We start from the raw sequence: 24,316 nt of genomic DNA, 5'->3' as shown, positions 1-24,316 counted from the left end.
TCCTCTTAAATTGAGTATGCCTTTTTTATTGTTGTAATTATTACTTTTAGGCTAAGCCCAATATTGAGCTTAGCCGTAAAAACACCTTACTCAATTCAGCTCTAATTGCGCATTGCCGCCAACGTCTGAGCAAGCTCATCGCGCGCCCCAATAAAGCCATCAATACCTTTGGGTAATAAATCTTGGGTTACTTTATCTTGCTGATAGGCTTGGCTAAATTCTTCATGAGTTAAGCTGACGCGCTTCATACTGTCCATTTCCATTGACATGCTCGGAGACATCTGGCGAGTAACGGTGGTATCCATCGCTGCTAACTCGTCAATAAGATTGGGAGCAATAGTCAATAAATCACAGCCTGCCAGCGCTAAAATCTGCTCGGTTGAGCGAAAGCTTGCGCCCATGACCTGTGTTTTATAACCGTGCTGTTTATAGTATTGGTAAATGAGTTTGACCGATTGCACGCCCATGTCATCAGATGCGGGGACGTTTTGGCGACTTTGTTGGTGCTTTTGCCAGTCTAAGATACGACCAACAAAAGGCGATATCAAAGTCACACCGGCATCGGCACAGGCAACTGCTTGATGCTGACCAAATAATAAGGTTAAATTACAATGAATGCCTTGGGTTTCAAGGTAGCGCGCCGCTTCAATGCCTTGCCATGTTGCCGCCATTTTAATCAGCACCCGTTCTGGGTCAACGCCTGCACTTGCATAAGCGTCCATAAATTCCAAAGCTTTATCAATCGTCGCTTGAGTATCGTAGGACAAGCGCGCATCGACCTCAGTTGATACCCGTCCTTCGATTAAGTCTAGAATATCGCAGCCTATCTGAATCGTTAGCGCGTCAATGACCGCATCTACGTTACCTTGATGATTGTTCATTGTATCTGAGAGCGTGGCTTGATTGTCAGGATGAATGAGCGCTTTGGTAATTAGGCTGGGATTGGTGGTCGCATCGATAGGTTTTAGGCGCGCAATGGCGGCCAGGTCGCCGGTATCAGCGACAATGGTAGTCATAGTGCGAAGCTGTTGTAATGCGCTCATCTTATATCCTTTTATAGTCAATTAACGTTTTTCTAAGAGGCTCGTAAATAGCCTTAAACTGTAACATAGTTTCGCATCTGGGTTGGCGCATAGTTTTACTGTACCTGAGCATTTATAGGGTTTACTCCAAGGTTTAGGACATTTCGCATATTTACAGCCATTTACAGATGGGCACTTTGCCTAGTTTTTGCTATAGTAGATGCGGTTAGCCATTTGACCATTAGCTTTGCGCAATTATCTTGGATTCAAATTCTTTACATAGCTGTTTTCGAGTAGTTTTATTTAAATGGCTATTTTTGTCTCATTTAAATAAAAATTCAGTTTGATAGATGTACAATATAAGTAGCTTATGGCGATAAATGGCGCTGTATTATACTAATAATAGGCCAAACAGCCCTATCATTTAACGTTATCACAGTGATACATAACAGATTTAAACAAGGATAAGCGGTTATGAGTGAGCAGTCACCAGAGCAACTAGCAGCCAATTTAAACCAAGCGAACACTGATAGCAGCGAGTCTACTACTGATCAAGAGTTTTTAAATCGCCTACGCCAAAATATTGATGCAGTAGACTGTGAGATTCATACGCTGATTAATAATCGTGCCAAGCTCGCGCAACAAGTAGCGATTGTTAAGAAAGACCATGCCGCCAGTAGCAATGCCGATGCTAGCGTCCGCAATCCTATTTTTTATCGCCCTGAACGTGAAGCGCAAGTATTAAAAGCAGTCATGGCCCGTAATACTGGCCCTATCGCTGATGAAAAAATGGCGAGACTGTTCCGTGAAATCATGTCGGTATGTTTGGATTTAGAAGCGCCGCAGCGCATTGCCTTTTTGGGGCCTTTGGGCACCTTTACGCATGCCGCTGCATTAAAGCATTTTGGTAAAGCTGCTGATACTTTGCCGCTAACGACTATCACTGATGTGTTCCGTGAAGTAGAAGCGGGTACTGCGATGTATGGTGTGGTGCCAGTAGAAAACTCTTCTGAAGGCGTAGTTAATCATACTCTTGACGGATTTTTATCTTCAACACTGAAAATTATTGGTGAAGTTGAGCTGCCTATTCATCAAAACTTTTTAGTGGCTGAGCATACCAAGCTTGACGGTCTTAGCCGTATCTATTCGCACCAACAGTCATTAGCACAGTGCCGTCATTGGCTCGATGTGAATTTCCCTAATATTGAGCGTGTCGCCGTATCAAGTAATGGTGAAGCCGCCCGTCGCCTCAAAAACGAATGGCACTCAGCGGCTATCGCTGGGGATGTGGCGGCTGCAGAATATGATTTGCATAAGCTCTATTCAAACATCGAAGACAATCCTAGTAACACCACACGTTTCTTGATTATTGGTCACGAGTCGATTGCACCATCAGGTCAAGATAAAACCTCTATTGTGGTTTCTGCTCATGATAAAGCCGGCGCGCTTATTGAGATATTAAAGCCGTTATCTAAGCATGGCGTATCCATGACCAGTATTGAGACTCGTCCTGAACGTCCTAATAAGTGGGCGTATGTTTTCTTCATTGATATGGATGGTCATATCCAAGATCCAAATGTCAGCGCTGCTATTGCTGATATCCGTCCTTTAGTTAAAGATGTGCGGATATTAGGCTCATACCCAAAAGCGGTACTATAGTTAGAGTAAATCAATCTTAGTAATGATAAATACCAATAATAGATGAGCAATTACATCTAAGGATAAACCATGCAGTCCACTGAATCGACGCAAACGACAGATTTGAACTCACCACAGCCAACGGTTGCTTATGACAGCATCTTAGATTTAGCACCGTATCAAACGGGCAAGCCAGTTGAAGAGCTAACCCGTGAATATGGCGTATCTGACGTGGTAAAGCTGGCGAGTAATGAGAATCCGATAGGCTGCTCACCTTCTGTGACTTTGGCAATTACTGAGCAGTTGGGGCAGTTGGCGCGTTATCCAGATGGCAATGGTTATTATCTTAAGCAAGGCATTGCTGATTTTACAGGTATAAAGTTAGACTGTATCACCCTCGGTAATGGTTCTAACGATTTGCTTGATATCTTGGCACGTACGTTTGTGGGTGCTGATGACGCGATAGTCTATAGCCAATATGCGTTTGTGGTTTATTCAATGCTGGCGAAGATGCAAGGGGCGACTGGTATTGAAGTGCCAGCGCAGTATTTTGGTCATGACCTTGATGCCATGCGTCAGGCAGTCGCAGACAATGCCAATACTAAGATTGTCTTTATTGCCAATCCTAATAATCCAACGGGCACTCAGCTTGAGCGCTCAGAATTGCGTCAGTTTGTTGCCAGTCTGCCAAGCTCAGTATTGGTGGTATTAGATGAAGCTTATACTGAATATAGCCCAGAAAGTAATAATCGGGCGCTATTAGATGAGTTTGATAATGTGGTCATTGTGCGCACTTTCTCTAAAGCGTACGGACTGGCAGGACTGCGTATTGGTTATGCACTCAGCTCAGCGTCAGTAGCTGGTTTGTTGAATCGTGTTCGCCAGCCATTTAATGTCAGCCGTATTGGATTGGCCGCCGCCGCCGCCGCTCTTGCTGACCAAGACTTTATCGAAACTGTCCGCCAAACCAATCAAGAGCAAATGCGCTGGTTAGAAAAGCAATTTGACGCGTTAGGACTTGGTTTTATTAAGTCATATGCCAACTTCATTATGGTTGAAATTGATGATGAAGATACAGCGACTATTAATCAGGCGCTGCTTGAGCAAGGCGTTATTGTGCGTCCACTTGTAGGCTATGGCTTGTCCGATTGGTTGCGGATAACGGTTGGCGTAGCTGAAGACAATATGCGCCTGATTGATACACTGCGCTCTATATTGACTAATGATTAAACTGCTACTCATATTAGGTAAGTCACTCAAGAGTCAGCAGCAAAATCAGTTCAGTCAAACAATAAATCAGAATGCCACCTAATTAGAAAACTATGCAAGAATTGAATCAAGTGACAATTAGGCAAGCACAATCAGATCCAGCCTTAACCAAGATGCAACCGCTATTCCAGCAGGTCTGTATTATTGGTTTAGGGCTGATTGGCGCCAGCTTGGCGCAAGCGATTAAAGACAATAACTTAAGCAGGCGTTTGGTGGCAGTCGATGGATATGTCCCAAGTATAGAGGCGGGCATTGAGCAAGGCTTGCTTGATGCGGGCGGCTCAATTCTTAGTGATGTGGTTAGCGGCAGTGATCTAATCGTCATTGCTGTCCCTGTGCAAGCAGTAGAGGCGGTATTTGCTGACATCGAAGCTGTCATGGATAGCGGTCAGCTTGCAAAAGATTGCATTATCACCGATGTTTGTAGTACCAAAGGTAATATCATTGCCGCCGCCAAAGCCATGTTTAGCACTTTGCCTGTCGGTCTAGTGCCAGCGCATCCGATTGCTGGTGCTGAAAATTCAGGCTATCATGCTCGCCGCGCCGAATTGTTTGTCAATCACAGTGTCATCATTTGTGAGCTGCCAACCACCAGTCCTGCTGCCATTAATAAGCTGCGGCAGTTATGGGAAGCTGTTGGCGCGACAGTAATGGCGATGGAGGCTGATCATCATGATTCGATATTGGCGCATACCAGTCATTTGCCGCACTTGCTCGCTTTTAACTTGGTTGAGCAATTGGCGAGTCACGATGATAATTTAGATATGTTTCGCTATGCTGCTGGCGGGTTTCGGGATTTTACCCGTATCGCTGCCAGTGATCCAAAAATGTGGCATGATATATTTTTTACCAACCAAAGCGCGATTGTGAGCGCCCTTGATGAGTACGGTATCTATTTACAGACGATGCGTCAGCTCATTATTGATAAAGATTCTACCGCCCTGATGGGACTTTTGGGCCGCGCGCAAGCCGCACGGCGACATTTTGGCCATATGTTAGCCAGCACTCCTTATACGGATATTTCTGCCATGTCAGCTTCTTATATTATTTCGCCTAGCACTACCGTTGCTGGCACTATCGCCATTCCGGGTGACAAGTCTATATCTCACCGTAGCATCATGCTTGGTAGTATTGCTGAAGGTATTACCCATGTCACTGGATTTTTAGAAGGGGAAGATGCTTTAGCAACCCTGCAAGCCTTTCGTGATATGGGCGTGACTATTGAAGGGCCTGATAAAGGCAAGTTGACTATTCATGGTGTTGGTATGAATGGGCTAAAACCGAGCAAAACGCCGCTATATATGGGCAACTCAGGCACTAGTATGCGTCTGTTATCCGGTATTTTAGCTGCGCAAGCATTCGATAGTGTTTTAACCGGTGATACCAGTCTCAATAAACGTCCGATGGAACGTGTTGCCGCGCCATTGCGTCAGATGGGTGCAGTCATTCAAAGTACTGGTACTAGCGGTACTTCACCTTTAAGTATTACGGGTCGTGATAATGTTGGCAAATCGCTACAAGGTATCCATTATGATATGCCAGTAGCGTCAGCACAGATTAAATCTTGTCTTTTATTAGCGGGATTATGGGCCGAGGGTACAACGACAGTCACTCAGCCGGAAGTGAGCCGCGACCATACGGAGCGTATGCTATCGGCCTTTGGCTATGAAGTAAAAGTAGATGGCAACCGTATTAGTGTTGAAGGTGGCGGTAAATTAACCGGCGGTGTTATTGCTGTGCCTGCCGATATCTCATCGGCGGCATTCTTTATGGTCGCTGCTGCTATTAGCCAAGATAGCGAGCTGACTTTAACCCAAGTAGGTATTAACCCGACGCGTACGGGTATTATCGATATCTTGAAGCTTATGAATGCTGATATCACTTCGAGTAATGAGACCCATGTTGGCGGTGAGCCTGTTGCTGATATCACTATCCGCAGCTCTAATCTAGTGGGTATTGAGATACCAGAGTCCTTAGTGCCGCTAGCGATTGATGAGTTCCCAGTGCTATTTATTGCTGCTAGCTGTGCAAAAGGCCGTACTGTCTTAACAGGTGCCAAAGAGCTGCGCGTAAAAGAGTCTGACCGCATCGCAGTGATGGCAGAAGGTTTGCAAACTCTTGGTGTTGATTGTACCGTCACTGATGATGGTCTTATCATTGAAGGAAAAAGTATTGAGGGTGACGGTGGCGATTTAAATACCAGTCAAATAAATAACCGCCAGCCGGTATTTGGGGGCGGTCATATCGTGTCGCATCATGATCACCGTATAGCGATGAGCTTTGCCATTTCCAGTCTACGTGCATCGAAGAAAATTACCATCGAAGGTATAGAAACCGTGAATACCAGCTTCCCAGGTTTTGCTGAACTTGCCAATCATATCGGTATGGCTATTGAAATTGATGCTGGTACGAATGAAGCTTAAAGTACAGCTATAAAACTGATAGTCTTAGTTTAAGAAATGTTTTAAGCGTATTAGTTTAAAAGTGAAAGTATCAGTTTAATATCTTCAATTTAGAAGTGACTGTTTTAATATCTTTAATTGAAAGTAACTGTTTAAAGCTATTAAGTGGTAATTAGTTTAATCAGCTGCCATCTTGAAAATCATTGTTTAGCAATGCGTCAGTATCGATAGGATGCCGATGCATTGCTTTTCTATTTTAATAATAGGGCGTATCATTATTTACCTCAATTTAAGTCTTATGATTGAATTGATGACACACTTTATTTAATTTCTAATCACTACTGTAGTGAACCTGACGTCTTTGCCACTTATTATTAATTCATTATTAAAAATAAGTAGGGGCGCACTTTGCTCTAAAAGAGTTGTTTTGTCTTATGACTACCCAAAACGTCGTTAAAAAATCAGTAACCCCTATCCAAACCACTAGGCGCGGTATTTTAACGGCGCTCGTTGCTTTTTCCATCTGGGGCATCTTTCCATTATATTTTAAACAATTAGCCGCCTACGATGCCACCGAGATCATTGGTCATCGTATCATTTGGACGTTTGCATGTTTGCTGGTGGTGCTGGTCGTTACGAAACGCTGGCAATGGATTGAGACCCTCAAGCAAAATCCAAGATGGATAGCATTTAGCTTTATATCAGGTTTGATTATCGCCACCAACTGGCTCACTTATGTCTGGGCAGTTAATCATGACCGTATCCTTGAGGCCAGTTTAGGATATTTCATCGGGCCATTGGTCGGGGTGGCGTTATCGATGATATTATTCAAAGAGCGCTTGCGCATGCTGCAATGGGTGGCGATTGGATTTGCGCTATTATCGGTGGTCATTCAAGTGGTTATGATTGGTAGCTTGCCGTGGATATCATTGATATTGGCATTTAGTTTTAGCACTTATGGTACCATTCAACGACAAACGCCACTGACCGCCGTTGATGCCATGTTTGTAGAAACCACGATGCTCGTGCCTATTTGTCTATGGTGGTTTTGGCAGTCGGATGTAGTGAGTAGCCAGTTAAGTTTTTGGTTTACGCCCTCTATTTGGTTGTTGATGATTGCAGGCCCAATTACCTTGATACCGCTACTATTATTTAATAAGTCTACTAAACTGGTTGCCTTTAGTATTTTAAGCTTTATGAACTATCTGACGCCGACCTTTATTTTTTTCCTAGCAGTATTTTATTATAACGAACCATTTGATTTACATCGCTTAGCGGTATTTGGTTTGATTTGGTTTGGTCTGTTATTATTCAGTATTGATTTATGGCGAAATCGTCCTAGTAAACAGCTAAAAGCAGCACGCTTGCGTGGTGATGCCTGATAGTAAATCCATGAGATTAAACTAATAACTCACATTAAAAAACAGTCAACAAGGATGAGAATATGTTTCATACCCAATCTGATATGGTATTTGTAAAAGCTCTAAAGGTCGAGGCAGTCATTGGGGTTTACGAATGGGAGCGCACCATTACCCAACCGTTATTGATTGATATTGCGCTTGAGACTGACATTAGTGAAGCTGCAGCGTCAGACGATGTGAATGACGCATTAAATTATAAAGCCGTCTGCGATGATGTCAGCGCATGGTGCAAAGAGATTAAAGCAAAGCTCCTTGAGCATTTAGCGGAGCAAATTACTGATAAGCTACTAGCGAATTATGCTTGTCAAACAGTGACCTTGAGTGTTGCTAAACCGACGGCTATAAAACAAGCAGATGCGGTCGGGGTACAAATTACTCGCCATGCTAAAGCAGCTGAAAATAAAAGCTCTGAAAATGAGTCTGTCGGTAACAAGCCAGTTGATAACCAGACTGCTGACAGAAAATCTGATGATGCATAAGACGATGCAAAAGTTACCATTAGAATTGGACGCTGCAAAGTTAAAAGAAATTGCGCCTGAACGGTTGCAAGGCCAATCAGTAGCGGCCGTATTATTAGCGTTGGGAAGTAATTATCAAGCTAAGTATTACTTCCCACGTGTTCATAAAAGCTTAGCTGCACTTGGTGAAATACAGATCACTACTGCTTTTCAAAATCCAGACTTTACTGCGACCTTAGAGCACCCAAAACCTGACTATACCAATCAATGTGTTTATTTATCTTTGACTGACAGTACGACGCTGCAGCAGCTACAAAAAATCTTTAAATCGTTTGAAGGCGATTGCAATAGGCAGCGTCCAATTGAGCCGGCGACCATAAGACAAGTCACGATGGATATTGATATTTTGTTGATAAAGCTAGATAGTAAGAATAACAACTGCAGTGACGAATGGATGATTATGGCGGATCGTTATCCTTTTAAAGCGCATGAGAGTGCAGGCATAGTAGAATTAGTTGAGTCTAGTTTATAGTAGCGCAGGCTTGGAAAAATAGTTAACCTGCTCATATTCATAGTATTGATATTGTTCTTTTGACTGAGCTGTGTCTTTAAAGTGCGGCGTTCAATGGCAACGAGGTCGAACCCTGAAACTGAGTTGAAGCTATAGGTGCAAATCCTAGCCGTTTGCCTGACGGTATAAAATGCCATTGTAGAAACACCATTTAAATTTCTAAAAAGAGCTGTGTATGTACGAAAATGTATTAGACTTTTGTTTTAAAGAGGTAGGCAGTCAAAAATGGTTCGAGAAGGATTTGGGGCTCGATCAACTTCTTAGAGAGCGCTTTAACAATGTATTTAAGCAAGCCGCAGCGGGAGAGTTTTATGCTTGGCGCACCAATCCCCAAGGCCGCTTAGCTGAAATCATTATATTAGACCAATTTTCACGCAATATTTACCGTAATACTCCAAACGCTTTTTCTCAAGATGCAATGGCGCTAACCTTAGCCCAAGAAGCGGTGGCAGCTGGTATATTACAAAAGTTAAAAATTTTAGATGAACGCCGATTTCTTCTGATGCCTTATATGCACAGCGAATCAAAGTTAATTCATCAACAAGCTGAACAATTATTTAAATAACATACCAACGAAGAGGTATACAGGTCTGAGATCAAACATAAAGTCATCGTGGATCGCTTTGGCCGTTACCCACACCGTAATGAAATTTTAAGACGGGCTTCTACTGTCGAAGAAATAGAGTTTTTAAAGCAACCGAATTCATCGTTTTAAGCAATACCTCGGTATGTAAATACCGAATTAAATCCCGTCTTTATTTAGTTTAATTCTATTAGCTTAGGTTTAATCGTTATTAATTAGTTATTAGCAGACAATACTATTTAATAAGCTGGTTAAGTTCTATGGTTTTTAAGAAATTACAAAAGTGTTTGAAGAGTCGGTAAGCGGCCTCGCCATCAAACCGGTTCTGAGAGTAGGTTGATAATACCAAAGAAGAGGCTGATAGCTGATACCAACCTTTTTTTAAGCTCACCCTAGGGATAATAGTCTAATCAGGCTTATGAGCTTCTTACTCTTTGTATGAGAGAGTTTGATATTATTAAGTCAGTCTTCTTACTATAGGTACAAAACTTACTAATAAATATAAAAGACCCAGAGTGACAGGCTATTATGTCTCTATATGCTTATTTCTGTTCAGCGCCTGCCTCGTTCATATCACCCTGACCGATTACATCCAAATCTTCTAAACATAACTTGTCATACTCTTTTTTGCAAAAATCAGGGTCAAGCTTGCACATAGCTTCTTGCAACTGATCAAGACGTTTCTCAGATTGTTGGATATGTTCCAGCATTTTAGCAAAGGCTTCAGCGACTGGATCTTGTGAAGTCTGATCAATACCATAAGCTTGAAAGGCCGTAGCCCGTGCTGAGCTTTGGCCGCTAGTATTCGACGAGTCTTTAGATCTGTCAGGTTTGATGTTTTGTGTGTTGTCTTGATTTTGCGGATTATTAGCTGCAGCATTTGCTAAATTTTCATGCTGTTTAGCATCGTCGACTTTCCTGACAATTGGATTGCCTTTTTCATCGTGGTGGTCTGAAATCATGCGAGCAGCGCTACCGATCATAGTTGCGCCTGCCGGTACAGGCTTGACGACTACTGCATTCGAGCCAATTTTAGCATTTTTACCGACGGTGAATGGTCCTAATACTTTGGCCCCCGCGCCAACAATCACACCATCTTCTAAGGTTGGATGGCGCTTACCATTATTCCATGAGACGCCGCCGAGGGTGACACCATGATATAAGGTGACATCATTACCAATCACAGCGGTCTCACCGATGACCACGCCGACACCATGATCAATAAAAAAACGCTTACCAATCTTGGCAGCCGGGTGAATTTCAATACCAGTAATAATACGTGAGCCGTAAGAGATAGTACGCGCGGCGAATTTCTGCTCGTTTTGCCACAGACAGTGAGCGCCGCGATGTAAAATAAGCGCGTGAATGCCTGGGTAGGTGAGTAGGACTTCCATGCTATTGCGCGCAGCAGGATCACGGGTGAATACCGCATCAATATCTTCTTTTAAGTCTTTTTTGATGCGGGTAAGCGATTTGAACAAGGCAGTTGGCGATGACATAAAGCGTCCTATCGTATTTTTGATTACAGTTTTTTAGTTATAGCAGCTTTGCATCATAAAATATAGCTATGAGTTATAAATAAAAAAAGATTGGAAATTAATATTAGCTTTTCATCTAAAGGCAGTCGTTTCTGCTCACAATACTGCCACATAGATTCCGCCTTCACTGCAACGTCTAGCTGTCACTGGTAGTATATTTTAGCAGCTCGACAACCTGTTCAGGCGTTTGCGCCCATGCCATTGCCGCCGCGTCAACTTCTTTCAGCGGATGAATGATATCATCAGCGTGCAGCGTGATATACGGCTTGCCCAGGGCAGAGCAATAGCCGGCATCGAATGCCGCGTTCCACTGCTTGTATTTATCACCAAAACGAATGATAGCTATATCGCATTTTTGTATCAGGTTTTTGGTACGAATCGAATTAACCTTCGACGACTTATGGTCACGCCAGAATGCATTCTTGTCTTTACCCAGCACATCACCGGCCGCGTCGCTGGCTTCGTGTTCAGTCACTGCTGATGTGAACTCAATAGGAAGGTCATATTCTTTAGCGCCTTGCATAATTTTCTGCCGCCAGTCGCTGTGGATCTCTCCGGATAAATAGACTGTCCAATTCATAGTTAACTCCGTTTTAGTATTAAATTATGTAAGTTTTAGTCTTTTAGAAGTTTAGCTACCAAGGCACTTAGCAGTTGATACTCTTTTTGATCAAGCTGAATACGGGAGCCTAAACGAGATAGCCGCGAGGGTAGTGATCTTAAATGATCGCTATCAGCAAGTCCACGTGCAATCATAAGTTCAGTTGTGCACTGAGTAAGCTGCTGCAATTGCTGTTGGGTAATTGCAGGCTCATCCCATTGTTGGCGTATATAAGTATGTAGCATTAGCTGTTCTGAGTTAGCGTCTATCTCATGTGTTTCAACATTAGAAGGAGTATCAGTCACGCCATTAGTAACATGACCTTGTATATAAGTAAAGATAAAGCTAGCAACTACTTGTACCGCTGAAGCGACATTGAGCACCGGATAATCAGGATTGGCATCGATTTGGATATGATAGTCTGCATAAGCCAATTCCTCATTGGTCAGACCACGATCTTCACGACCAAATAATATGGCAATATTAATCGGGCTGCCATTGTCATTAAGTATTTGTGTATCAGATGCTGCCTGCTGATTGATAACTGACTGACCATCAAAACCGTTCTGATTATCAATAAAATCTAACATGATTTTCGCCGCTTGGGTTGGTGTTACCACCGGACGCGGCAAATGACGGCTGCGGCTACTGGCAGCAAACACCAGCTGACAGTCCGCAATAGCTGCCTCTAATGTAGGCACAATTTGCGCTGCTGCTAAAATTTCACTGCCGCCGGCGGCATGTGAGATACTAGTCTCATCTATAGGATGTTTTGGGTCAACCACTGTCAGTCGCGACAAGCCCATGGTGTGCATTGCGCGTGCCGTTGAGCCAATATTGGCAGGCAAAGTAGTATTGACCATCACTATTTGTAGGTATGATAAATAATCACTGACGGTAAGTGCGTCACGAGCTGTGCTTGAGGACTTGGGCAATTCTGATTGCTCTGATGATTTTGATGATAAAAAATCGCTATTCATTATTGCCCCAAGCGTTGGTTGATTTCTTGTTCGACGTGCTGTAACGCCAAGGCTGTTTGCTCAATAATGTCAGCTTGTTGACTGATGTTACGTTCGCGGCAGGCTTCTTGTAATTGCCCGCTAAGGATTACTAGTTGGGTGGCGCCCAAGTTAGCACTGGCGCCCTTTAGTGCATGCGCCGCCTCAAAGCCATTGGCATTATCATCGGTTTTTTGTGCGCTATGCAATAAGCTAATACGTTGCTTGCTATCAGTAATAAAGGTTTGTACCAAGTCAGAAAAATCTTCTTCAAGCAGGTCACGCATCTCTTCAAACTGCTCACCGTTAATGACTTCCTTATCAGTACCGCTATCAATATTGTTATTCAGATTATGATTATTCAAATAGGTTTCGGTCATGATTCAATATCCAATAAGTTGAAAAATAGGGCAAGTATACTAAGGATAAAGGTATTGGCTATAATGCAAATGCTAGCTGTAATGAAAGTGTAAGTTGTCCTCGCTGATCATATTTTTCAATTGTTGCAGGTTATCATCATTGGGATAGACCCGCCAGTGCTCGGACAGTGCTACGTTAGCAATACCAAACTCTTCATAAACGCTAAGACCTAGCGGCGTACAATTGTCATTAATTGAAGCGTCTGTATTACTAAGCGTTTGATCATCATAACTTTGGTTCAAATTTTGATTTTGCGTCATTAAATCGTTACCATCTTCATCATATAAACTACCGCCGCCATTATTCATAGCAGCGTTATCATAATAGTCATGAGCGCCGTTATTACTTTGTTCATCCTGATCATTATCATAAGACAGACGTGGTGCTGGGATGATATTGGCTTGCGCAGATTTTAACAAAGGTTGTAGGCGCGTTAATAGAGTGATGTCACTACCGTGAACTTTAATGCTAATCTTTTTGAGCCAGCGCAGACGCGCATCGACCATACTCAGTGCGTTATCAAGACGGGCAAAAAGACGGCCATCACGCTCACGAATGCTACCTTTTATGATCACCACTTCATCCACTTTTAGCTGATCTTTGACACGGTTAAACCGCTCAGCATAACAGCTAACCTCTAACCTTGAAGTACCGTCATCTAAGGTAATAACATTACGATTACCAAAGTTTGCCATATCGATAACTAAACCGGCAAAGTAACAGCTACCGTTATAACCAGTATCGGTAAGCTTATCTAGTCGTGCGCCTGAAGTATAGCGCTTTAGCTCCTCGCGATATTCATCGATAGGATGACCCGTTAAGTACAATCCTAAAGTATTCTTTTCGGCTTTTAAGCGGTGTTTGTCACCCCAAATCAGCTCAGCAGTCATGAGTAATGGCGGTGCGGCAATTACTCCATCCATCTCACCGAATAAATCCATCATACCGATTTCTTTATTCTGTCGATCTTGCTCAGCGGCTTGGACTGCGCTTGGCAATTGACTCATCAGCGCCCCGCGAATTTCATAAGCTTCGTCGCTTGGTAAGTCAGGTCGTAGAGTAGCGGCAAAGTCATCAAAACACCCCGCGCTTACTAATGCCTCTAAAGTACGCTTATTGACCTTTTTGATATCGACGCGGCGACAAAAGTCGTAAAGGTCTTTGAAATATCCATCACGGCGGCGTGCTTCTACAATAGATTCAACAGCGCCTTCACCAACGCCTTTAAGCGCGCCAAGCCCATAAATAATATTGGTTGGAGTATCGGCGACGAAATGCCATTCACTGCGGTTAACCGATGGATTCACCACAGTTAAGCCGAAGTTTTCACGACAGTCATTAATAAAGAACACTACGTTATCGGTGTTGTTCATATCTGAGGTCAATACTGCTGCCATGAATTCAGCAGGGTAGTATTGCTTCAGGTAAGCCGTTTGATAAGCCAAAACCCCATAAGCAGCAGAATGCGAGCGGTTAAAACCGTAACCGGCGAACTTCTCCATCAAATCGAACACGCCGCCTGAGGTGACTTCATCAATACCTTGAGCAGTCGCACCCGTGACAAAAATATCGCGCTGCTTGGCCATCTCTTCTGGTTTTTTCTTACCCATAGCACGGCGTAACATATCCGCACCGCCCAAGCTATAACCTGCCATGACCTGTGATATCTGCATGACTTGTTCTTGATAAACAATAACGCCATTGGTATTTTCTAAAATAGGTTCAAGATTAGGGTGGTCATAAATGACTTCTTCGCGCCCATGCTTACGGTCAATATACATCTCAACCATGCCGGCATCGAGTGGTCCTGGGCGATAGAGCGCACACATAGCGATAACGTCTTCGATATTGGTTGGTTGCAGCTTAGCAAGATACTTCTTCATGCCCGAACTTTCTAGCTGGAATACGGCAGTGGTTTTAGCATCTTGTAATAGCTTATAAGCTTTACTGTCATCTAACGGTAAGTCTTCTAATACTAGTGCGTCGAAGCCTTCTTTAGCACGGCGCTTATTAATATTTTCGACGGCGGCGCTAATCACGGTTAAGTTACGTAAACCCAAAAAGTCAAACTTCACCAGCCCAACCGCTTCAACATCATCCTTATCGAATTGGCTCACCCGGTGACCATCATCATCACAATAAATGGCGCTAAAATCGGTGATTTTATTGGGCGCAATCAGTACGCCACCAGCATGTTTACCGACGTTCCGGCAAACGCCCTCTAACTTAATGGCCATCTCCCAAATTTCATTAGCATCTTCATAATCCATGTTATCCGGATTGGCGATTAAGTCTTTGAGTTGTGGCTCTTGCTCCAGCGCTTGGCTAAGGGTGATTCCCGGAGTTTTGGGGATAAATTTAGATATTTTACTGGCAAGAAAGTACGATTTACCTTGTACTCGCGCCACGTCACGCACTACCGCTTTTGCTGCCATCGTACCAAAGGTGATGATTTGCGAAACCGCTTCGCGACCGTAGGTTTGCGCGACATAATCAATGACTCGATCGCGACCGTCAATACAAAAGTCGATATCGAAATCGGGCATGGAGACCCGTTCAGGGTTTAAGAAACGCTCAAACAATAAGTCATAATGGAGCGGGTCAAGGTCGGTAATGTTTAGTGCATAGGCAACCAGCGAGCCGGCACCGGAGCCACGACCAGGACCGACGGGGACGCCATTGGCTTTTGCCCAGCGGATAAAATCCATCACGATTAGGAAATAACCGGGGAAGCCCATCGATAGGATAATATTCAGCTCATACTCTAAACGCTCATCATACTTCTGCTGGATATCGTTCCAGTTATCGCTGCGCGCCTCAACTGGAAATAGCTTGTTTAAACGATACTCAAGGCCGCGCTGTGATTCTGCTCGAAAGAAGGATTCAGTCGTTTCGCCTTCTGGTACTGGAAAGTCAGGTAATACGTTAATGCCCAGCGTCAAGGTCACGTTACAGCGGGTGGCCAGTCGCAAAGTATTGTCAACCACCTGTGGAATATCAGCGAATAACTGCTGCATTTGCTCTTGGGTTTTAAGGTATTGCTCATCTGAATAGGGCTGTGGACGATTAGGATCTGCCAACACGTAGGAACCGGCGATACAAACACGCGCTTCGTGGGCATCAAAGTCGTCTTGTTTTAAAAAACGCACATCATTATGGGCAATAATAGGAATATTGTATTTGGCACCCGCATGAATAGCGGTTTTAATAAAGGCGTCTTCACCGTTGCGGTTGGTACGTTTAATGGCAAAATATAAACGATCTTCAAACTGTGCCTGCCACTCGAGAAGCAACTCGTCGGCCTTTTCGGGCATAGAACTAACTAGCGCTTGACCCACATCTGACTTTTCGGTAAACAGCACAATCACGCCAGCTGCATACTCAAGAATATGGCTGCGCTTGACAATAGGTACCCCATGATTGGCATCGTCTGCGCGGCCTTCGGTGAAACCAAGCGACACGATACGAGTGATATTTTGATAGCCTTCATTATTCATCGCCAATAGCACCAAGCGCGAGTCTTCATTGTCCATGATGACTTCACTACCGATAATCGGTTTAATACCAGCACCTAGGCAGGCACGATAAAACTTAACGGTGGCGTATAAATTAGATAAATCAGTCAAAGCTAAAGCGCGCTGATTGTCCGCTGCCGCCGCTTTAACCAGAGGCTTGATACGCACGATAGAATCGGTAATCGAATATTCGCTGTGAATGCCAAGGTGTACAAATGCCATAGAGGACTCTTACTGATGCAAGCAAAAAGGAGGGTATGCTGATAATTTTTAAAGATAAAAGGACGAAACCATAGATAGCGCCAGTTAAATAAAACCTGACATATCAAATATTTATGCGGTGGTCTAAATAAAAATAAGGCACCAATAGCCTTTACTTTATTCTTCATCTTAGCCGGTAATAATAGCATTATTTGTGGATAACAGCCACTTATTCAAGCGTGTCAGTCTGACTGAGTCAGTGTAAAGATAACCTTTGACGGTGATAAAACACCTCTAATTAATATAGATATTATTTAAACAGCTGCCATTTATACAGCCATCACTCATACAGTTACCCGTTAAGCAAACGGCTTTAACGCATCGAAAAAATAACAATGACCATCCAAACCATACTAATGGCACGGCTAACGGTCGAATAACCTTGTCTAAGGGTGAACCATGCAAAAATAATGGGTACCAACAAGATGCCAATACCTAGCAGGATGCTAACTCGCCTTTGCGCGTGCGCGGTAACAGTATCAATATCGTGTATTGAAGGAGGAGGCGAGCGAGTTGAAGTGCTATTATTTTGCGCAAGTGATTGCGGCGGTTGGCGTTTGGAGTCACTATGTGATTTATAAGAAGAATAAGACAGTCCGCTACCAGGAATACCGACCGTACCACGCGTGCCCTTTTTGCCTATATTTACTCGCGCGCCGCGTTTACCCACTGATAGGCTGGAGACGCCTTTTTTGGTCAGATTGATACGCACACCGGGTACAATTTTAATGCTTTTTCTAAGTCTAAAGCCCATTTTTTTTTCACTTGTTTAGGATAATTAAATTAAGGCGTGTTGAATATTCATAATTTCAGCCAGATAAAAGCACAAGTTAGTGCCACCGTATTCTCATAACTTTGCTTGAGCTTATCGTATCTAGTGGCTACGGTTCGGAACCGTTTTAAGTGAGCAAACGCATTCTCAACTAAGTGGCGCACTTTGTACAAGTCCCAGTCCATATGGTCATTGTCTGTTTTTGTATTCTTCTTTCTAGGAATATTGTCACAGCCCCCTGCTTGCTTAATATGTTCTCGTAGTGTCTCAGAATCATAGCCTTTATCGGCGCATAGAACGTCTGTATTGCTTAAATCTATCTTATCAATTAAGTCTGGTGCCACCTTCACATAGTGAGTCGTGCCATCTGATAAGAGGAAAGTAATCGGATCACCCTGCGCATCGACCGCTAAGTGAATTTTAGTAGCACGACCTGCCACACTCTTATTGATGGCTTGGTCGCTTTCATTACCACCATTGCTGTGCTGATGCGCTTTAATGTGAGTGCCATCTATAAACACCCACTCAAGGTCTGAATCTTTGATTAATAAAGCAAACAGCTGAATCAACTTATTACTGCGAAACCAGCGTTGATAGGCTTTATAGACAGTATTGGGTTCAGTAAGCCGGTAAATCACGCCAAGGATAGCCGACACGCATACGGTATAGCACACCCTCAACGGTACGTCTAAGATTTCCTTTGTCATACATATTAAGTTCTAGTAAGATAGGTCTTAGTCTGGTCCAGTGTTCATCTTTGAGCATAGTGCGAGGCATAGCGAACGGTGTCTTTGTTGTGTGAGAACTCAAAGGTTACCGCTTCGCTATTTTTTTTGCCATCAATTTATTGCAATGTTCAACAGACCCTAATATTAAATTAACTTAATTATGTTTTTATAGTAGAGATTTACTAAGCTTGTTTAGAGATATAGCAAATTAAGTCGCTATGAGTATGAGATTTAAGATTGACTATAAGTTATAGAAAATATTAAAAAGGCGTTCTACATCACAATGATACAGAGCGCTTTTTTAATGACTAGATAAAGACAGTTTTAATCTAATACCCAACCACTGCCGCATCCACAATACGTGGATCTGATGCGCCATAGATACCATTTGGGGTAATCATAATCGACTGAGTTGAGCCCATTGCTGCTTGTGGGTTGACGGTATGACCCATTGACTCTAACTTTTTAATGGTATCCACATTCAATGCTTTTTCAATACGAATCTCATCAGGTAGCCATTGGTCATGAATACGCGGGGCATGGGTAGCCTCAGCGATGTTCATATCGTGGTCGATGACGTTAGAGATAATTTGGGTGACCGTAGTAATAATACGGCTACCACCCGGACTACCAGTGACTATATAGGGTTTGCTGTCTTTAAATACTAAGGTTGGACTCATAGAAGATAAGGGACGTTTGTCTGCCTCAACGGCGTTAGCTTCACCGCCAAGTAGACCATAACCGTTAGGAACCCCCGGCTTAGCAGAGAAATCATCCATCTCATTATTCAATAAAATACCCGTACCTTCGGCGACCATTCCCGTGCCATAAGAAAAGTTCAATGTATAAGTATTTGCCACCGCATTGCCATCTTTATCGACAATAGAGAAATGCGTGGTTTGATCGCTCTCGTATGGTAGCGGGTTATTGGCTTTAACCGTTGCAGCTGGCGTGGCTTTATTTGGATTAATCAAGCTGCGAAGTTTATCTGCATAAGGCCGGGCGGTCAGACCACTGGTAGGCACATCAACGAAGTCCGCATCGCCTAAGTATTCTGCGCGGTCAGCATAGGCCAGCTGCATGGCTTCAGCCATTAAGTGAATGGTTTGCGCACTGTTCTGCCCATAATTATGCAGTGGATAGCCTTCTAGAATATTTAAAATCTGGACGATATGAATGCCACCAGAGGAGGGCGGTGGCATAGAGACAATCTCATAACCGCGATAGTTGCCTTTGACTGGTTCGCGAGCAATAGCTTTATAATTGGCTAAGTCTTGTAGATTCATATTGCCACCCGCTTCGTTAACGGCTTTGACCAACTTACGAGCCGTTTCGCCTTTATAAAACCCGTCGGTACCTTGAGCAGCGATTAACTTAAGTGATTGCGCAAGTTCTGGTTGCTTTAAACGCTCACCGGGTTGATACGCACTGCCATCAGGCTTAAAGAATATTTTTTTAGTACTTGGCCACTTTTGTATGCGCTCGCTAAGCGCCTCTAACGACTCGGTCAACCCTGCCGTGACTTCTATACCATTCTCTGCTAACGAAATCGCCGGTGCCATGACTTGCCCTCGACTCATAGTGCCATGGTCTTCTAGAGCTTTTAGCATGCCGGCCACGGTTCCCGGTACCCCAACGGCTAGCCCATGATAGCGGGATAAATCGCTGACCGCATTGCCGTCGGCATCGAGATACATATCGCGAGAGGCACTACTTGGCGCTTTTTCACGATAATCAAGCGCGACAGTTTTGTCTTGTTTGGCATCATAAATCATCATAAAGCCACCACCGCCAATATTGCCGGCGCGTGGTAGGGTGACCGCCAGCGCAAAGCCAACGGCAATACTAGCATCGACAGCATTACCGCCTTGCTTAAGAATCTGTAAGCCGATATCAGAGGCGATGGCTTCTTGAGTGGCAACCATGCCGTTCTTGGCCCATAGCGGATGCTGAATAGCATCATTTGAGTAGATAGCTTGGTCGATTTTAGCGGTGGTTGCGGCTATTTTTGTACTAGGTGTTTTCTTGAGAGGGTTAGGTGCAGCAAGGGTAATGCGCTGAGTCTCAGACAATATCGTTGGTTCAGCAGTCATAATAGCGAGGTTAATTGCGCTAGTATTTATGTCAGTTGTGTTTATGGTCGGCTCAAGGGCATGAGCAGGTACGGATACTAAGAAGGTGCTACTAATAAGTAAAATGGCAGCTCTAATGGCTGTTTTGCTTTGAAGATTAGGGCGGTGAGTCTCTTGCTGAATTTTTGATGTTGAGTTTTGCATCGCAAAATCCTTTTTACGAGTGGGAATGGCAAGCCAAGTTAAATGGCGGCACAATAAATAGATAACCCCTGAATAGTAACGAAAATAAGGGCTGGCAGGAAGGCATTTAACAACTTTTGCTGTAAGTGATGGGAATGTCCTAGTAATTGTGCTACGTTTCTTTCTAAAATAATATCAAACAACACAATAAAAGAGCGCACCTTAGCTGATGCGCTCTTTTAATTTTTGAGTATTTATTCTTTAGTAGCAAGCAGTCTCATTGATAGCTAGCCTTATTAGTTTTTACGCATACCTTGCTGACCTGATGCCATTCTATCAGCCATTAATTGGCTCATCTTTTCACGCTGTTCAGGGGTTAGTATCTGCATCATAGCTTCACGGTTTTGCATGTGCTTACCACGATTGTTTTCTCTGAGTGCTTGCATTTGTGCTTTTTGGGTAGCAGTCAGGTTCAGCTGAGATAGTGGATTGCTTGCAGCCGATCTAGCTCCTTTATTGTGCTTTTGCATATGGCCTTTGGAACCTTGTTTTCCTTTTGCGCCTTGCTGACCTGCTGCCATTCTATCAGCCATTAATTGACTCATTTTTTCACGTTGTTCTGGTGTTAGTATCTGCATCATAGCTTCGCGGTTTTGCATGTGCTTACCACGATTATTTTCTCTAAGCGCTTGCATTTGTGCCTGTTGGGTAGCCGTGAGATTAAGCTCAGATAATGGGTTTTTCATACCGCCTTTATGCTGTTTTTGCATTTGAGTAGAGGCGTTGGTATCGGTTGCTGCGTTCACACCTGCACACGCGGTAAGGGCAAACAAGCTAGATGTCGCTAGTATTGAACTTATCAATAATTTTTTCATTATCGTATCCTTAATTGGTTGTCTTAATCATTATTTACTATTTTTAAATGTGTCATGTTTGCAGGGCGATGGCTAAAGGCTCTAAATAATAACTGGTTAAATAGTAACTACATTCGATAGAATTTATACTAGAGCATATAGACGTTACAAACATTGATGAAATATTAAGAAAGGTAACGTTTGTAGCGCAATGGCAAGCGCCTGTTTGATAATGTGAAAATAAAGTCATTTGAAAGCTATTTATAACTAAGGGAGTTAATATGGTAAATATTTTGCTTGGTGATGATGACGAGGAGTTGACCCAGTTATTACAAGAGTATCTACATAATCATGGTATCAGTTGCGACTGCGTTCACGATGGTGAGGCGGTTATGCAGCGGCTTAAACAGGATGCTTCTTCGCATGATGGTTCTTCTTATGATTTATTGGTACTTGATATCATGATGCCAAAGATGGATGGATTAAGCGTGCTACGCCAGTTGCCAGCTATCAGTGATATTCCAGTGATTATGCTGACTGCAAAAGGCGATGAGATTGATCGTATTATTGGGCTAGAGCTTGGCGCTGATGACTATATCACCAAACCCTGCAATCCACGCGAGCTGCTGGCACGTATTAATGCGGTGATTAAGCGTACCAATGCGGCATCCTCAGAGCATACCCCGCTACCAGACAGCCGCTTGCATCTTGACCAAACCCAGCGTATTTGTCAGATAGATAATGTAGAGCTACAAGTAACCGGTACAGAGTTTGACCTATTGGTTGCCTTATTAAGACAAAAGGGTGAAGTGGTGAGTAAAGCCTGGCTGTCGCAACATGTCTTGCAACGTGAGCTGCAACCGTTCGATCGTAGCCTTGATGTGCATGTTTCGAGCCTTCGCAAAAAACTGCAACCTTTTCATAATGAACCGATTAAAGCCATTCGTGGTAAAGGCTATCAGTTGGTACTGTAATGACTGATTCATCGATAAAAAAACCGCGCTTCAAAGGACATCTAACTTTATTCTGGCGATTGTTTTTAAGTTTGCTGTTTATGATTCTTATCACCTCTACTTTATCGATTGTGGTGGAGCGCTGGCTCAATGAGCAAGAGCTGGCAACGCGTATGGATAGCCAAATTGAGAAATTATTGGCCAAGCGCGAACTGTTAGTTGTAGCCTTGCAAGCAGGTGACATGGACGCCGTCAAGCAAATGTATGATGATGACCGACGACTAATGAATCAGATAAGAATATATGATGAGCAAGGCTCAATAATTTATCCTAGATATCGTTATCGGCAAGGGCGCGGTGAGGAAGTCCAGCCCACAAATCGTCAAGAACGGGCGTTATCAGGTAGCCGTGATTTTGATAGCAATAGTTCTGATAATAATAGCTCTGATAATAACGGTTTTGATAAAAAAGGCTTCGATAAAAATGAATCGGACTATAGCAAATTTGGTAATAAGCAGCGTTCCAGTAAAAATCCTTATGACAACTATAGTTTAAGCGGCTACAACTCAAAAGAGGAAGACTCGAGTGATAAGTCTATTCTTAATGATATTTTGCAGCCGATGCCGCCGCATAAAGCCATTGCCGATGTAGATAGCCGCCCCGAATTGGCTGAAGTATTGGTTGTCATGCCAAATGAGCAAACTGCTATTATTCAACTGCGGCCGCATTTGATTTTTAAAGACGTCTTAGAGCTACAACGTGGTAATTTTACCGTACGTTTGGGGCTAATCATTCTTTTTAGTGTTTTGGTATGTTTTTGGCTCAGTCGTACCATGACCCAGCGCATTCTTCGCGTGCAACACACCATCCACCGGATGCTAGTTGGTGATTATCAAGCCAATCCCAATTTGTCAAATTTGGGCGGAGATGAGCTGGGGTTACTGGCAAAAGACGTTGCGCAATTATCAGAGCGCTTGACTGATAGTGAGCTGGCACGTAAGCAAATGCTGAATGATATTTCTCACGAATTACGTTCACCGCTTGCGCGTCTTGATGTTGCGACTGAGCTGACTCGAGATTTTGCTCCTAATACCAGCCGTTATCTTGACCGTATTGATAAAGAATCAGCACGCATGAATGAGCTGATTGAACAAATCATTCGTATTCAGTCATTACAGATGCAGCAATACACTATTAGTGACTTAGAAAGTGAAAGCGTAAATATTTCTGAGATTATTACTGAAATTGGGCAAGATGTCTGCTTTGAATTTCAACATAAACATGTTCACTGGGTGTGGCAGCCTCCAACATCGGTCTATTTAGTACGTGGGAATCAAGATCAGCTGCATAGTGCGTTTGAAAATGTCATTCGTAATGCCTTTATGCATACGCCGCCAAATTCAACGGTTACTGCTACGATATTGATGATTCGGATAGATAAAGCGACAGAAGGTATTCAAATTAGTATTACAGATGAGGGTGGCGGCGTAGAAGAAAAAGATTTAGAACGTATATTCCAACCCTTTGTTCGGCTTGATTCGGCTCGCCATCGGCAAACAGGCGGCTATGGTCTAGGATTAGCGATTGTCCATGCAGTGGTTATGGCACATAAAGGCCAGCTTAATGTACACAATAAGCAAGCCAATGTTCAAGACAGCATTCAAGGTTTGGTGGTGCAGATTATTTTGCCAGTTAAGTAATTAAAATGCTACTGTATCGCTTTGTCTATGGAGTGTAAGGTGTCTTTGTAGATACTGATATAAAAGCTTTGGGTTTCAATTATTTTGACAATCTAAGATCTATAAGAAATACTTAAAACGTAAATAGTGAGTCATCACATAATAACTCTAATCTTTTTAATAGACTCATTAGAAGTTTTTAATTATATAATTATTAACCTTCGTATCAAAAAATTAGCATAATTTAATAAAATTATAATTATTCCGAAATATTGTCGGTTATTTTGACATCGTACATAAAAATCGGACCAACGGTAGGGAATGACTGTCGAGCGACATTGTTACTATATGTATATTTGGTATTATGAATGTATAGAA

At 43.1% G+C, this 24,316-nt stretch carries 17 protein-coding genes and 2 pseudogenes; 9 read left to right on the top strand and 10 right to left on the bottom strand.

The window, feature by feature from the left end; translation table 11 throughout:
* Window positions 1-101: 101 nt before the first annotated feature.
* Window positions 102-1,043, bottom strand: a complete 942-nt coding sequence (locus JMY06_RS08975) for a transaldolase (RefSeq protein WP_201617971.1) — start codon at window positions 1,041-1,043, stop codon at window positions 102-104.
* A gap of 453 nt (window positions 1,044-1,496) precedes the next feature.
* Here JMY06_RS08975 and pheA point away from each other — a divergent pair, with 453 nt between their 5' ends.
* The 7 genes and pseudogenes from pheA (at window position 1,497) to JMY06_RS08940 (ending at window position 9,496) form a co-directional block, all read left to right on the top strand.
* Window positions 1,497-2,681: a prephenate dehydratase gene (gene pheA, locus JMY06_RS08970; protein WP_201617970.1), complete on the top strand. Its 1,185-nt coding sequence runs from the start codon at window positions 1,497-1,499 to the stop codon at window positions 2,679-2,681.
* A gap of 69 nt (window positions 2,682-2,750) precedes the next feature.
* Window positions 2,751-3,890, top strand: coding sequence for a histidinol-phosphate transaminase (gene hisC, locus JMY06_RS08965; protein ID WP_201617969.1), 1,140 nt, complete (start codon window positions 2,751-2,753; stop codon window positions 3,888-3,890).
* A 152-nt stretch (window positions 3,891-4,042) separates the two neighbouring features.
* A complete protein-coding gene (locus JMY06_RS08960) occupies window positions 4,043-6,352 on the top strand; it encodes a bifunctional prephenate dehydrogenase/3-phosphoshikimate 1-carboxyvinyltransferase (protein WP_201617987.1) in 2,310 nt (769 codons plus the stop codon).
* Window positions 6,353-6,765: 413 nt separating this feature from the next.
* Window positions 6,766-7,713 carry an EamA family transporter RarD gene (gene rarD / locus JMY06_RS08955; protein ID WP_201526104.1) on the top strand — a complete coding sequence of 316 codons (948 nt, stop codon included), beginning with the start codon at window positions 6,766-6,768 and terminating at the stop codon, window positions 7,711-7,713.
* A gap of 62 nt (window positions 7,714-7,775) precedes the next feature.
* Entirely contained in the window at window positions 7,776-8,231 is a 456-nt protein-coding gene (folB, locus tag JMY06_RS08950) for a dihydroneopterin aldolase (RefSeq protein WP_201617968.1), read from the top strand.
* Window positions 8,221-8,742: a 2-amino-4-hydroxy-6-hydroxymethyldihydropteridine diphosphokinase gene (locus JMY06_RS08945; protein ID WP_227672260.1), complete on the top strand. Its 522-nt coding sequence runs from the start codon at window positions 8,221-8,223 to the stop codon at window positions 8,740-8,742. Before folB ends, JMY06_RS08945 begins: the two co-directional genes overlap by 11 nt.
* Window positions 8,743-8,956: 214 nt before the next feature.
* A pseudogene (locus JMY06_RS08940) lies at window positions 8,957-9,496 on the top strand (DUF924 family protein).
* A gap of 410 nt (window positions 9,497-9,906) precedes the next feature.
* On the opposite strand, the gene cysE reads toward JMY06_RS08940, so the two are convergent.
* From cysE to JMY06_RS08895, 9 genes and pseudogenes are all read right to left on the bottom strand, one after another.
* A complete protein-coding gene (cysE, locus tag JMY06_RS08935) occupies window positions 9,907-10,824 on the bottom strand; it encodes a serine O-acetyltransferase (RefSeq protein WP_413786910.1) in 918 nt (305 codons plus the stop codon).
* A gap of 214 nt (window positions 10,825-11,038) precedes the next feature.
* Window positions 11,039-11,482 carry a YtoQ family protein gene (locus JMY06_RS08930; RefSeq protein WP_201617966.1) on the bottom strand — a complete coding sequence of 148 codons (444 nt, stop codon included), beginning with the start codon at window positions 11,480-11,482 and terminating at the stop codon, window positions 11,039-11,041.
* Between the two features lie 35 nt (window positions 11,483-11,517).
* On the bottom strand, window positions 11,518-12,366 hold the full coding sequence (locus JMY06_RS08925; RefSeq protein WP_227672264.1) for an RNA methyltransferase: 849 nt from the start codon (window positions 12,364-12,366) through the stop codon (window positions 11,518-11,520).
* A gap of 116 nt (window positions 12,367-12,482) precedes the next feature.
* On the bottom strand, window positions 12,483-12,881 hold the full coding sequence (locus JMY06_RS08920) for an Hpt domain-containing protein (RefSeq protein ID WP_201526109.1): 399 nt from the start codon (window positions 12,879-12,881) through the stop codon (window positions 12,483-12,485).
* 72 nt (window positions 12,882-12,953) lie between these two features.
* Complete coding sequence (dnaE, locus tag JMY06_RS08915; protein ID WP_201617964.1) at window positions 12,954-16,658, bottom strand: DNA polymerase III subunit alpha; 3,705 nt, start codon at window positions 16,656-16,658, stop codon at window positions 12,954-12,956.
* Window positions 16,659-17,010: 352 nt separating this feature from the next.
* Window positions 17,011-17,451 carry a DUF4236 domain-containing protein gene (locus JMY06_RS11970; protein ID WP_201526111.1) on the bottom strand — a complete coding sequence of 147 codons (441 nt, stop codon included), beginning with the start codon at window positions 17,449-17,451 and terminating at the stop codon, window positions 17,011-17,013.
* A 47-nt stretch (window positions 17,452-17,498) separates the two neighbouring features.
* Window positions 17,499-18,246: pseudogene (locus tag JMY06_RS08905) on the bottom strand (IS5 family transposase).
* Between the two features lie 280 nt (window positions 18,247-18,526).
* A complete protein-coding gene (gene ggt, locus JMY06_RS08900; protein ID WP_201617963.1) occupies window positions 18,527-20,473 on the bottom strand; it encodes a gamma-glutamyltransferase in 1,947 nt (648 codons plus the stop codon).
* A gap of 275 nt (window positions 20,474-20,748) precedes the next feature.
* The gene (locus JMY06_RS08895; RefSeq protein ID WP_201617962.1) at window positions 20,749-21,327 is read right to left on the bottom strand and encodes a hypothetical protein; all 579 of its coding nucleotides are present in this window, start codon (window positions 21,325-21,327) and stop codon (window positions 20,749-20,751) included.
* Window positions 21,328-21,587: 260 nt separating this feature from the next.
* Here JMY06_RS08895 and JMY06_RS08890 point away from each other — a divergent pair, with 260 nt between their 5' ends.
* Together JMY06_RS08890 and JMY06_RS08885 are read left to right on the top strand one after the other, a co-directional pair.
* Complete coding sequence (locus JMY06_RS08890) at window positions 21,588-22,280, top strand: response regulator transcription factor (protein WP_201617961.1); 693 nt, start codon at window positions 21,588-21,590, stop codon at window positions 22,278-22,280.
* Complete coding sequence (locus JMY06_RS08885) at window positions 22,280-23,959, top strand: sensor histidine kinase (protein WP_201617960.1); 1,680 nt, start codon at window positions 22,280-22,282, stop codon at window positions 23,957-23,959. Before JMY06_RS08890 ends, JMY06_RS08885 begins: the two co-directional genes overlap by 1 nt.
* Window positions 23,960-24,316 lie beyond the last annotated feature (357 nt).

The organism is Psychrobacter urativorans, from assembly GCF_904846675.1.
Classification (GTDB): domain Bacteria; phylum Pseudomonadota; class Gammaproteobacteria; order Pseudomonadales; family Moraxellaceae; genus Psychrobacter; species Psychrobacter urativorans_B.
The sequence above is the reverse complement of the archived record's forward strand: the minus strand, read 5'-3'. Positions and strand labels throughout refer to the sequence as shown.